Below are 12,106 nucleotides of genomic sequence, written 5' to 3'. Positions count from 1 at the left end.
CCGGCCCCCGCCTCCGTCCGGGCGGGGGCCGTTCCGTACGTACGGGTGAGGCCGCCCGGGTCAGAGCAGGGCCTTGGCCGACGTGGACCCGACCGGGCCGCGCTGCTCCGCCAGACCCAGCGCCAGATCCTCCGCCAGCAGCCGCTTGGCGATCGCGTCCACCGCCCGGCGCAGCTCCCGGTCGGCCGGCACTCCCCGGTCCTCGTCCAGCCGCGACCGCAGCCAGCGCGCCCACGCCTCGGTGATGACCGCCGCCTCCCGCGCCCCGGCGGGCGTATGGGTCAGCAGCGTTCCCGTGCGCGTCAGGTACCCCTCGTCCACCATCCGGTCGAAGACCGGCACCAACACCTCCGGCGGCATCTGGCGGCGGGCCGCGATCAGCCCGGTCCCGGCGTGCCCCACGAGCCGGGTGAAGAGCTCCACCTGCATCACCGCCCACGCCCCGGCCGCGTCCAGCCGGGTGTCCGACTCGGCAACGATCCGCCGCGCCGTACGGGAGTCGGCCGAGCGCAGGACGTTGGCCACCTCCCATTCCAGCAGCCGCTCGGAGTCGCCCGTGCCCGGCGTCGCGAACCCCTCGCCCATGTCCGTCGACCCGTGCCGCGCGCTGTCCCGCAGCCGCACCTCCTTCAGGAACAGCGCCACCACGAACCCCAGCAGCGCCACCGGCACCGTCCACAGGAACACCGTGTGCAGCGTCTGCGCGTACGCCTCCACCACCGGACCGCGCGCCGCCCCCGGCAGCCCGTGCACCCCCTGCGGATTCTGCGCCGCCTGCGCCAGCGCCGCCGGGTCCACCCCGCCCGCGGCGGCCGCCGACCGCACCCCCTCGTCGAGGTTGGGGCCGAGCGCCGAGGCGTAGATGGTCCCGAAGACCGCCGTGCCGAAGGCGCTGCCCAGCGTCCGGAAGAAGGTGACGCCCGAGGTGGCCGTCCCCAGGTCCGCGTAGTCCACGGTGTTCTGCACGACGATCGTCAGCACCTGCATCGACAGCCCGATCCCGGCACCGAGCACCACCATGTACAGCGACTCCAGCCAGTTGCTGGTCTCCGCGTCCATCCGCGACAGCAGGTACAGCCCGAGCGCCATCACCAGCGACCCCACCACCGGGAAGGTCCGGTACCGCCCCGTCCGGCCCACCACGGTGCCGCTCACCACCGACGCCACCAGCAGCGCCACCACCATCGGCAGGGTCCGCACGCCGGAGAAGGTCGCCGAGTCCCCGTCCACGTACTGCAGATAGGTCGGCAGGAAGGTCAGCGCGCCCAGCATCGCGAACCCGACGATGAAGCTCAGCACCGCGCAGACGCTGAACACCGGGTTGCGGAAGAGCCGCATCGGCAGCATCGGCTCCCGGGCCCTGGTCTCCACCAGGCAGAACAGCGCCAGCGCCACCAGACCGCCCACGAACAGGCCGATGATCGCCGGCGAGCCCCAGGCGTACTCGTTGCCGCCCCAGGTCGTCGCGAGGATCAGCGCGCTCGCGCCCACCGCGACCAGCGCGATCCCCAGATAGTCGATCCTCGGCTTGTGCGCCGCCCGTACCGCGGGGATCGTCCGGGCGGCGGCGATCACCACCACGATCGCGATCGGCACGTTGACGTAGAACGCCCACCGCCACGTCAGATGGTCCGTGAACAGGCCGCCCAGCAGCGGCCCGACCACCGTCGAGACGCCGAAGACCGCACCCATCGCACCCTGGTACTTGCCGCGCTCCCGCAGCGGGATGACATCGGCGATCAGCGCCATCGCCGTCACCATCAGCCCGCCCGCGCCGACGCCCTGCACCGCGCGCCAGGTGATCAGCAGCAGCATGTCGGTGGCGAGGCCGCACAGGAACGACCCGGTGATGAAGACGACCGCCGAGATCTGGAAGACCACCTTGCGGCCGAACAGGTCGCCGAACTTGCCGACCAGGACCGTCGCGACCGTCTCCGCCAGCAGGTACGAGGTCACCACCCACGACATGTGGGAGGCCCCGCCCAGCTCCGAGACGATAGTCGGCAGCGCCGTCCCCACGATCGTCTGGTCCAGCGCCGCCAGCAGCACCCCCAGCGTGACCGTGACGAAGACGACGTTCCGCCGCCGCCGGTCCAGCACCGGCGGAGCAGCGGCGTGGGGCACGGACTCATCGATGGTCGTCACAACCGCCACCCTCACACCGCGCCACCCCGGCCGCACGCGGGCCCGGTCCGCTCCGGTGAACCCGCGCCACAGAGGGCGGCCCGCGCTCGCCCGGGGTGGTTTCCAGCCTGCCCGGGGGAGCGGCGCGCGCGAGTCCGACACCACCCCCGCCGGTCCGCGGCGCCCCACGCCCGCCGGGCGCTACCGGGTGCGGCCCTCCCTCACCCGGCCGCCCGCAAATCAGGCGCCACCGCCCCCGCGTCCGCCACCGCCCCCTCGGCCTCCACCCGGCCCGCCAGCGCCCGCGCCCACGCCACCACCCCGTCCACGTCCAGCCCGCCCGGGGCCGCCTCGTCCGGGACCGCCCACCGCTCCACCCCGTCCGCGCCGCGCCGCAGCAGCCGGGCCCCGCCGGTGGTGTTGCCCCGGGCCGCGTGGGTGAGCCCCACCGCCATCTGGGCCAGTCCGCGCCACAGGGCGCGCTCCTCGTCGGGCCCCGACTTCCACGCGTCCTCGAACACCTCGTGCGCGTGGAAGGGCCGCCCCGCCCGCAGCAGCTCCTGCGCCTCGTCCACCGACTCCCCGGCCGCCCGGACCACACCCTCCGGCGCCCTCGGCACCCCCGGCGCGCCGTACGGCAGGGGGCGGCCCAGGCCGTCCCGGGGACGGGCGTTGCGCGCCTTGCCCTCGGCGTCCCGGTCCCGGCCGCGACCGGGCCGACCCGCCGTGTGCTCCTCGCCGGACTCCTCGTTCGTACGATCCCTGCGTTCCATACACCGATTCTGCCTCCCGGCGCCCATGCGCTGCCGCGCCACCTCGCGCGCTCCCCGCACGCCGGGGTGCGCCGGGCGTCCCGAAGAGGCCGAAGTATGTCGTCCGTACCACCGGGGCCACTAGGCTCGGCAGGGCAACTGCTCTCCGTACGAGCTCCCTTGGACAGGCATGACGACCACGCCGCCTCCGTGGCCCGGCGCCCCGCTGCTCGAACGCGAACTGGAACTCGCCGCGGCGGACCGCGCGGTCGACGCCCTGTGCCGCGCCCGCCCCGAAGGCGGCCTGCTCGTCTACAGCGGCGAGGCGGGCATCGGCAAGACCTCCGTCCTCGCCCGCGTCCGCGCCCGGGCCGCCGATCGCTGCACCGTCCGCCCCGCCCGCGCGGACCCCGGCACCACCGCGGTCCCCTTCCACACCGCCCGCACCCTCCTCACCCCCGACCTGGCCGACGGCGACGGGCTCGCCGAGCTGCTCGGCCCCCACCCCGCCCTCGTCGGCCCCGCCCTCGGTCTCACCGCACCGGGGTCCGCCCCGGCCGACCCCCAGGGCGTCCAGGACGGCCTCGTCGGACTCGCCGTCCGCGTCGCCCACCGCCACCGGGCCCGCCCGCTGGTCCTGGTCCTGGACGACGCCCACTGGGCCGACGGCGAGTCGCTCGCCTGGCTCGCCGCGCTCAGCCCCCGGCTGGCCCGCCTCCCGCTCCTCCTGGTCCTCGCCCACCGGCCCGCCGACCACGCCGCCCCCGACAGCCGCGGCCACCTCGACGCCCTCGGCACCGCCGCCCGCCTGCGCGTCACCCTGCGCGCCCTCACCCCCGAGGCCACCACCGACCTCACCCGCCGCACGCTCGGCCCCGGCATCGCCGACTCCCTCGGACGCGCGCTGTGGACCGCCACCGGCGGCAGCCCCTACGAAGTGGTCGAACTCCTCACCCGGCTGCGCGACGACCCCCTCGACCCCGGCGCCGACCAGCCCGCCGCCCTCCGGGAACTCGCCGCCGCCGTCCGCGGCCACCGGCTCGCCGACCGCCTCGGCGACCTGGGCGCCGACGCCGCCCGGTTCGCCTGGGCCGCCGCCGTCCTCGGCGCGGGCCTCCCGCTGCGCCTCGCCGGCAGCCTCGCCGGACTCTCCCCCGACCAGTGGGCCACGGCGGCCCACCGCCTCCGCGCCGCCCGCGTCCTGAACGCGGGCGACACCGTCGACTTCACCCACCCCTTGGTCGCCGGAGCCGTCTACGACGCCGTGCCGCGCACCCTGCGCACCGCCTTCCACGGCCGCGCCGCCTGGCTGCTGACCGCCGAGGGCAGGGGCCCGGCGGCCGCCGCCCGCCACCTCCTGGAGGTCCACCCCGACCAGGACCCCGCCCTGGTCGAGCAGTTGCGCCACGCCGCCCGCGAACATCTGGCCGTCGGCGCGCCCGACGCAGCGCGCCGCTGCCTCGAACGCGCCCTGCGCGAACCGCCCGAGCACCACCTGCGCGCCCTCGTCCTTCACGAGCTGGGGTGCGCCACCCTCCTCACCGCCCCCGCCGACACCGTCCGCCACCTGCGCGCCGCCCTCGAACTCCCCGGCCTGGGCGACGCCTTGCGCGCCGACGCCACCTTCCGCCTCGCCCAGGCCCTCGCCCACAACCAGCAGATGCGCGAGGCGTCCCTCAGCGTCGCCTTCGCCGCCGCCACCACCGAACCGGGCCCCGAACGCCTCCGCCTCCAGGCCGCCCACTTCATGTACGACGCGTTCCGCGCCACCGAGGACGACGGCCCCGGCCGCTCCCGCCGCCTCGCCCAGCTCGCCGGCCCGCTGCCCGGCGAGGACAACGCCGAACGGGCCCTGCTCACCCTGCGCGCCTTCGACGGCATGCTGCGCGGCGAGAACCACACCGTGGTCCGCGAGTTCTGCGACCGGGCCCTCGCCGACGGGCGCCCCGCCCCCGGCCTCGGCTGGACCGACACCGCCTGGGGCTTCGAGTACCCCTGCCTCGCCGGCATCACCTACACCTGGATCGACGAACTCGACCGCGCCGAGGAGCTCTTCGCGGAGGCCGTCCGGGCCTACGAGATCTCCGGCTGGAGCGGCGGCCACCTCGCCTTCGCCCACATGCTCACCGGCGCCGTCCAGCGGCGGCGCGGCCACCTGGCCGAGGCCGAGACCCGGCTCGTGGAGGCCCTGCGGCTCGCCGACCGCATCGGCGCCGGGCTCCCCGTCCACTGGGACGCGGTCTGCCTGCTCGTCGACACCCTCCTCGCGCGCGGCCGCACCGCCGACGCCCAGCGGCTCGCCGAGGCCCGCGGCTTCGGCCCGCCCTACCCCGACGCGATGATCCTCCCCGACGCCCCCAGCGTCCGCGGCCGCCTGCTGCTCGCCCTGGGGCGCACCGACGAGGCCGTCACCGAACTCGAAGCCGCCTCCGCCATGGCCGAGCGGGGCCGCCACAACCCCGTCTGGGCGCCCTGGCCCCGCGACCTGGCCGCCGCCCTCGCCGGCCGCGACCCGGAACGGGCCCGCGCCCTCGTCCGCCTGCTCCGCGTCGACGCCGAACGCTTCGGCACCCCGACCGCACTCGGCACAGCCCTGGGCTGCGAGGCCGCCCTCGCCCCGCCCGGGGCCGCACCGGCCCTGCACCGCCAGGCCGTGGCCCACCTGGAGGAGTCCCCGGCCCGCGACGAACTGGCCCGTGCCCTGGTCGCCCTCGGCCTGGCCACGGGCGACCAGGGCGACCTCCACCGGGGCCTGCTGCTGGCCCGCTCCTGCGGCGCCGACGGCCTCGCCGAACAGGCCCGCGCGGCCCTCGCCTGAGCCGCCTCCCCACGGATGCGGAACCACCCCGGGACGTGGGGTAAAGTTCATCTCGCGCGGTCGGCACAGCACCACCGCAGACCGCGCACCGGGACGTGGCGCAGCTTGGTAGCGCACTTGACTGGGGGTCAAGGGGTCGCAGGTTCAAATCCTGTCGTCCCGACTGGAGACAGTCGCAGATCAGGGCCGGTTTCGGAGCAGTCCGAAACCGGCCCTTGATCATTTCTGGGGACCAGTTGGGGACCAGCGGCCTTGACCGAGTCAGCGGGTCATGACACTGGGGCTCGGCAGCGAGCGGGATGCGCGTAGCACGCTGAAGTGGGCCAAGAGCGCCGCCCCGGCCGCCGTGATCTTGTGGACGTCCGGGTGCAGGTAGCGCTGGGTGGCGGTCAGTGAACCGTGGTCGGCGATCCTGCGAAGGACGCGTACTTGGACCCCGGCGTCGGCGAACCAGGCCAAGCCGGTGTGCCGGAGTCATGGCGGCGCGAGGCGCGTAGCCGAGCTTGGTGACCACGTCGTCTCAGTGTGTGGCGTCGCGCAGGACGGCGGTGGAGATACGTCCGCCTCGTGGGCCCGTGAACAGTCGGACGTCGGGATTGTCGGGCCCGGCGGACAGGATGCGCTGGGCGACGAGGGGGCGGATCTCCTCAACGATGGGAACTTTGCGGGCCCGAGGCGGCGACGTACACGCCGGACCGCATCGGAGGGGCCCTGCTGACGCTTTCGGGCCGGTCGAGCGTCCTGGAGCGCGACCGGTAGCAGCGTGGTGAGTTGGCGGACCGCCGGGGGGACCACGCTCGTGCGCTCACCCAGCACGACACCGATCTCGCCCGCGAGGACCAGCTCCTCGAAGACGTGGCGCTGCGCGAAGACCTGAGCGCCAAGCTGGGCAGTGCCCTGGCGGACCAGCGGTCGTGTCTGGCACGGCCCGTGCTGGAGGCCGTCGCACGGCAGCGCAGCGCCGAAGCATCGCTTCCCGCCGCCCACGCGCTCCTGGAGTCGGCCGCGGCACCCTAGGAGCGCTTTTGGGGGAACGCGTCGCCTACGAAGACGTCCGGGCGCTGGAGTCAGCAGTACATGCCGCCGGTGAGGAGCACCGGCAGGCGCAGGAGGCATGGCTCGGCTGCCAGAAGGACGAGCTCGCAGCTGAGCGGGACCTCACCGACGCCGAAGCGGACCTCGTCAGGCTGCGCGAATTGGCCACTGCCCCCGGTACCTGGAGGCGACGATCTGCACGGGCTGGGACGTCCGGGGCCTCACCGTCCTGGGCAGCAGCGGCTCGATCGCCACCCACAGCTCATCGTCGACCTGCCATGGCGTCGGCCGTGCCACGTTGCGCTCTCAGATCATTGACTCCGGAGTGATCCGACCACCACGACGATCATTTCGTTAGGAGTCTTACTGCCGGATGGCCACGAGGACGTAGCTGTTACCCACCTGCCAGACCGGATTGGCTGGCCCGAAGCCTGCCGCGGCCAGTAGTTCGACGTGTCGGCTGAGTGTGACGGAGCAATTGGAGTGGGTGGTCTTTCGCTTACGGCGTTCGGCGCACAGGGCCATCAGCTCCGGTTCGTTCTCGATCGCGGACCACCAGGCCTCCCAGTCCTCATGGTCGAAGGCGCGCTGGCGTTCCGCCCGGCGAGTCCCCACGAACTCGGTGATCTCCGCGAATCCCGTCGCCTCCTGCGACAGATGGTCCGCGTTGATCAGCACGCCGCCCGGCCGGAGCAGAGTGGCCAGTTCCGCGTATGTGCGGTGCAGTACGTGCTCGGCAAGGTAGTGGAGGGCGGTGGTGGAGACGACGGCGTCGACCGGCTCCGTCAGGCCGAGGGCGCTAGTCCATCCGGGCTCGCCGATCACGGCCTCGACGTAGCGGGCCGCGTCCGGATGGCGGGCCCGGGCGAGCGCCAGCAGCAGCGGGTCCATGTCGACGGCGACGATCTCGGCCTGGGGCAGACGCTCGATCAATCGCGCCGGCAGCGAGCCGGGCCCACAGCCGAGATCCAGTACGCGAGGGGCCCTGCAGCCGGCCGTCACGTGTTCGACGACGTCCGCAACGACGGTGAAGCGCTCCTCACGGTCGAAGGCGTACCGCTGCTGCTGGCGTTCCCAGCGGTCCACCCACATCTGGGCCGTCAGCATGCTCACGTTCATTGCCCTCTACCACCTCTGCCGTGTCCGTACTGCGTGTGCCTCCGAATCTACAGGTGAAAATGGATGTCATTGCGCTACGCGAGGCCGGCGAGTACGTCCAACAACCGGTCCACCTCCTCCCGGCTGTTGTAGACGTGCAGGCTGACCCGGACGGAGCTGCGACTTTCGCCCGCCCTGCCCTGGCAAAGCCCGTCCGTTCGCACCATGAAACCGTGGCTGAACAGGATGAAGCCCAGATCGACCGAGTCGATGGCGCTGTGCCTGAACGTCACGATGCCGTGCCGTTGCTGCACGGGAGAGTCGGCTGCCAGACTCCGCTGGCAGCCGAGCACTTCGTAGGGTGCCAGGGCCCGCAGCCCGTCGGTCAGTCGCGCCGCCAAGCGCACGGTCCATTCCTCGACGCGTTCCAGGCCGGCCCGTTCGAGCCACTCCAGGGCGGCGTTCAGACTGGCGACGCCTACCGTGTTGGGTGTGCCGCTCCAGCCGCGCGGAGTGAATGGCGCTCCTCGGGCATTGCGGGACCAGACCGCCCCGGACCCGGGCATAGCCAGGGCCTTGTGCCCGGAGAAGGCGATGAAGTCGACATCCAGCGCCTGCGCGGAGACCGGTAGATGGCCGACGCTCTGCGCCGCGTCCAGGCAGATCGTCACGTCGGGGCCCACCGTTCGGCGTATCCGGTGCACGTTCATGTCCCCGCCGTACACGTGATGCACATGGGTGGCGGCCACGAACCGGGTCCGCGAGGAGACGAGTCCGGCGAGCGCGTCCGTGTCGTAGTCACCCGAGGACAGCTGGTACGGCATGCTGCGGACGGTGACACGTGTTCCCTGGCGGGCCAGGACCTCGACGGCCTCGTGCCAGGGTGAGATGTTGGCTTGGTGGTCCGCGGACGGCACGATGATCTCGTCCCCGTCGCGGAGTTGATGGACCAGCCAGTCCAAGGCCACCAGGCGCAGCCCCTCGGTCGTGCCGCTGGTGAAATGCACCTCGGAGATGTCGGGGGACGGGTCGTCAAGAAATGCCTTGACCCGGTTCCTGGTCTCCTGGAGCAGCGCCGTCGTTCTGTTGGCCCACGGGTACGTGCCGCGTCCGGCGTTCGCGTTGGAGGTGGTGAGGTACTCCTGGACCGCGTCCAGGACCGCTTGGGGCTTCTGAGCCGTCGCGGCGCTGTCCAGGTACGCCAGTTCGGGGTGACGTGCGATGATAGGGAACTCCGCGCGCAGGCTGGTGTGCCAACTGGCCAGCCCCTCCGTGTCGTCGCGGCCGGGTTGACTACCCACGGGCGTCACTCCCTCACCAGCGGTGCGCCCGCGTCACGCCAGGCGATGATGCCGCCTTCGAGGCTGCGTACATCCGGATGGCCCATGCGGGTCAGCAGAGCCGCGTACTTCAGGGACTTCTCACCGACCGGACATGCCAGCAGCACGGGTTGCGCCTTGCTGAACGGCAGCCCCCCGCGCACGAGTTCTTCGAAGAGTTCGTCGACGATGTTGAGGGACCCTTCGATGTGCAGCGCTGCGTACGCGTAGGGGCTGCGCATGTCCACGATGACGGGTCTGCTGTCCGATATCCATGCCTGGGAGTCGGCGACGCTGATGGTGGTGGCCTCGCCCAGGTCCGCTGCGGGGGGCATGTCCGGGGCGGAATTGTTCGCGGGCTGCTGGCCGAGGAGTTCCGGGCGCCGCTTTCGGATGTAACTCAGGTAGCTCTCGACACGGTCGCACACAAGGAAAACGGCGGTCGCGGGCTCGGTGAGCTGGGGGCCGATCTCCATGAGATGGCGAACCGCCCCGAAGTAGGCCGCTCCGCCTGTGGGGCCAGCCAGTATCCCGCATCTCCGGATGAGTTGCAGCATGCCGTCGATGGCTTCGTTGGAGCTCACCTTCTCGATGGTTCCGTAGGTGTCCGGGTCGAAGATCCCGACTTCTTGCACCTCGTCGATGTTCCTGATTCCAGGAATAAAGTCCGATTTCTCGGCGACTAGACCTACTACGGAAACCTTGGGATCTCTCTCACGTAATGCTCGTGCCACTCCTGTGGATGAGCCGGCAGTACCTACACCCGAGATGAACCAGTCCGGCGCCCTGCCGTCCAGGTCCCTGATGATCTCGGGGCCCGTGCCGTGCTCATGGGCCTCAGGGTTGCGTTCGTTGAAGTACTGATCGGTGTGCAGGTGGGTGCTGCCTGGTTCATGGAGACTGCGGTGGAAGAGCGTCAGCGGGTCTTCCGAGTCCGTGGGGTCGAGGCACTCGGTCTGGCCGGGAAGTTCCTGAATTTCCGCTCCGAGCAGCAGGAGCAGTTCTTTGATCTCCGGTATCTTCATCCGGTTGGTCACGCTCTTGAAGCCGATACCGTGGATCCCGGCGATGGCCGCCAGCGCTTTGGCTGTGTTCCCGCTGGACAATTCGACTATCTGGCTTCCCTGCTCGACCGCCTCCTGGAGGCCGGGGCGAACCATGTTCCACGCGGCCCGGTCCTTCAGCGAACCGAAGGGGTTGAACGACTCAAGTTTGGCATACAGATCTATGTTGGGGATGCGGTGAACGTGCGGCGCGATACGAACCAGAGGTGTGTCGCCGATTGTCTCGATGATGCTGTCATACCTCATGCGCGTCTCCTGTGGAATGTATCGGCCAATATTGTTCGTCGAGGCGCCATTCCCAACCGCCCGCGCCTTCGTACATTGCCACCTTCCGGGCGACGGGCTGCTGCTGGGCATGATGGGCGTTGAAGTCCATGCAATACCCCGCTGTGTTGGGAAACGCCAGGAGATCGCCTGGCATCGGTCTCTCAGGTAGGTAGACGATTCTGCGTGTGATCAAGTCGGATTCGAGGCACAGATTCCCGTGGAGATAGAAGCCGCCCCCTTCTTCGGGGGGCCTCGTCCTCTCCCGCCGGCTCGTGTCGCGGCGGAGCAGCACCGGGTCCATGAGGATGCCGTGCTCCTCCAAGGCGCAGTCGTCGGCGTTCATGGCCAGGCGCAGGGAGTGCGAACCGTCCGGCTCGGTGCGCGTCTCCAGGACTCGGGCCAAGGTCAGTCCGCACTGGTCGAGCAGCGCCCGTCCGGGCTCGACGCACAGGTCGTAGAGATTTTCGAGGAGGAGAGTGGCCAGCGGGCGCCCCAGCGTGGGAGCGGGGGAGCGCAGCAGTTCGTCCAGGTATTCGGCGCCGGCGATGGGGCGGTAGGAGGGATAGAGCTCCAAGCTCCCTCGTAAGGCGTTTCCTTCGCGGCGCAGCCCGTAGGAGTGGTCACGCCAGGCCATGGTCTGTCCTTTGCCCATGGCCGCGAGGGTGAGCTGAGTGGTGTAGCGCTCCCACTGCGCGCCGTCCGCCAGGTAGCTGACACCGAAGCCGCCACCCATGTCGATCAGGCGCGGCCGCATTCCCCGGGCCCGGCACCCGTCCATGGCCCGTATGCAGCCCTCCAGCGCGCGCGCCTTCTCCTCGATGCTGGTGGTGTCGAGGTGGTACGAGACGCCGACCACCTCCAGCGCGTCGCCATGCCGCTCGGCAGCGTCCAGCAGGCCGGCGAACTCCGAGGCCGGTGAACCGAACCTGCTCCGGCGGCTCAGCACTCTCACCCCGGGACCGGAGAAGTCCGAGAGCCGCAGCAGCACGTGAACGGGCGGAAGGCCGTGGCGGCGCACGAGGGAGGCGAGGTCTTCCAGCTCGGCGGGCCCCTCGACGTTCACCGTCACTCCGGTGCGGGCGGCCAGCCAGAGGAACTCCGGTTCCTTCGGTCCTGTGGCGCCGATGCGGTCGGGGGTGAACCCGCAGGCCAGGGCATGCTGCAATTCGTTGAGCGAGGCCACGTCCATGGCGGCGCCGGTGGTGGTCAGACGGCGGACCAACGACGTGGACCTGTTGGCCTTGTGGGCGAAGTAGATCTTCCCGTCCAAGTGGTGGCGGCGGTAGACGGACTGGAAGCGCGCGACGTTGTCGGCGATCCGGTCGGGAACGACCACATTGAGCGGCGACCCGAGTCCGTCCACGAGGCGGTGAAGGACAGTCGACGCCAGCAGGGAAGTGAGCGGCGGCTCCAGCTTGGGATCCAGGTACAGGGGGACAGCCAACAGCAGGTACTTCCCTTTCACGGAGGCATCGGCGGCCGCACCGTCGGTCTGTCAGTGCTGCCGCAGACTACGAGGAACTGATGGATGTGATTGTCGTATCCATGATGTCCATCGCGGGTCTCCTCTATGCCTTCTTCGTCGTGGCGCACGGACAGGAGGGGTGCCCCCGCGCGATCGCGCGGGGG

At 71.3% G+C, this 12,106-nt stretch carries 8 protein-coding genes, 1 tRNA gene and 1 pseudogene; 3 read left to right on the top strand and 7 right to left on the bottom strand.

Annotated features, from left to right (window positions below):
* Positions 1–60 precede the first annotated feature (60 nt).
* On the bottom strand, positions 61–2,145 hold the full coding sequence (locus ACFWMZ_RS22695; protein WP_383171726.1) for an MDR family MFS transporter: 2,085 nt from the start codon (positions 2,143–2,145) through the stop codon (positions 61–63).
* A 200-nt stretch (positions 2,146–2,345) separates the two neighbouring features.
* Positions 2,346–2,897 (bottom strand): DUF309 domain-containing protein, encoded by a 552-nt coding sequence (locus ACFWMZ_RS22690; protein WP_383171728.1) that lies wholly within the window; start codon positions 2,895–2,897, stop codon positions 2,346–2,348.
* 169 nt (positions 2,898–3,066) lie between these two features.
* Between ACFWMZ_RS22690 and ACFWMZ_RS22685 the strand changes: the two genes are divergently transcribed.
* The gene (locus tag ACFWMZ_RS22685; RefSeq protein ID WP_383171730.1) at positions 3,067–5,694 is read left to right on the top strand and encodes an ATP-binding protein; all 2,628 of its coding nucleotides are present in this window, start codon (positions 3,067–3,069) and stop codon (positions 5,692–5,694) included.
* A gap of 89 nt (positions 5,695–5,783) precedes the next feature.
* A tRNA-Pro gene (locus ACFWMZ_RS22680) sits at positions 5,784–5,857 on the top strand.
* Positions 5,858–5,955: 98 nt separating this feature from the next.
* Here ACFWMZ_RS22680 and ACFWMZ_RS22675 read toward each other — a convergent pair.
* Positions 5,956–6,379, bottom strand: a pseudogene (locus ACFWMZ_RS22675) (tyrosine-type recombinase/integrase); the annotation flags it as partial.
* Positions 6,380–6,465: 86 nt separating this feature from the next.
* On the opposite strand from ACFWMZ_RS22675, the gene ACFWMZ_RS22670 reads away from it, so the two are divergent.
* Positions 6,466–6,711: a hypothetical protein gene (locus tag ACFWMZ_RS22670; protein ID WP_383171732.1), complete on the top strand. Its 246-nt coding sequence runs from the start codon at positions 6,466–6,468 to the stop codon at positions 6,709–6,711.
* 381 nt (positions 6,712–7,092) lie between these two features.
* Here ACFWMZ_RS22670 and ACFWMZ_RS22665 read toward each other — a convergent pair whose 3' ends face one another.
* From ACFWMZ_RS22665 to ACFWMZ_RS22650, 4 genes are all read right to left on the bottom strand, one after another.
* The gene (locus ACFWMZ_RS22665) at positions 7,093–7,848 is read right to left on the bottom strand and encodes a class I SAM-dependent methyltransferase (RefSeq protein ID WP_383171734.1); all 756 of its coding nucleotides are present in this window, start codon (positions 7,846–7,848) and stop codon (positions 7,093–7,095) included.
* Positions 7,849–7,922: 74 nt separating this feature from the next.
* On the bottom strand, positions 7,923–9,128 hold the full coding sequence (locus ACFWMZ_RS22660) for an aminotransferase class V-fold PLP-dependent enzyme (protein ID WP_383171736.1): 1,206 nt from the start codon (positions 9,126–9,128) through the stop codon (positions 7,923–7,925).
* Between the two features lie 5 nt (positions 9,129–9,133).
* Entirely contained in the window at positions 9,134–10,456 is a 1,323-nt protein-coding gene (locus tag ACFWMZ_RS22655) for a pyridoxal-phosphate dependent enzyme (protein WP_383171738.1), read from the bottom strand.
* On the bottom strand, positions 10,446–11,942 hold the full coding sequence (locus tag ACFWMZ_RS22650; RefSeq protein ID WP_383203745.1) for a Y4yA family PLP-dependent enzyme: 1,497 nt from the start codon (positions 11,940–11,942) through the stop codon (positions 10,446–10,448). The genes ACFWMZ_RS22655 and ACFWMZ_RS22650 overlap by 11 nt, the downstream gene beginning before the upstream one ends.
* Positions 11,943–12,106: the final 164 nt, after the last annotated feature.

This window comes from Streptomyces sp. NPDC058373 (genome assembly GCF_042723275.1).
Lineage (GTDB): Bacteria > Actinomycetota > Actinomycetes > Streptomycetales > Streptomycetaceae > Streptomyces.
The sequence above is the reverse complement of the archived record's forward strand: the minus strand, read 5'-3'. Positions and strand labels throughout refer to the sequence as shown.

Bases quoted from the DNA above. Each gene is read 5' to 3' on its own strand.
- ACFWMZ_RS22690 (WP_383171728.1), bottom strand. From the start codon at position 2,897: ATGGAACGCAGGGATCGTACGAACGAGGAGTCCGGCGAGGAGCACACG.
- ACFWMZ_RS22665 (WP_383171734.1), bottom strand. From the start codon at position 7,848: ATGAACGTGAGCATGCTGACGGCCCAGATGTGGGTGGACCGCTGGGAA.
- ACFWMZ_RS22685 (WP_383171730.1), top strand. From the start codon at position 3,067: ATGACGACCACGCCGCCTCCGTGGCCCGGCGCCCCGCTGCTCGAACGC.
- ACFWMZ_RS22655 (WP_383171738.1), bottom strand. From the start codon at position 10,456: ATGAGGTATGACAGCATCATCGAGACAATCGGCGACACACCTCTGGTT.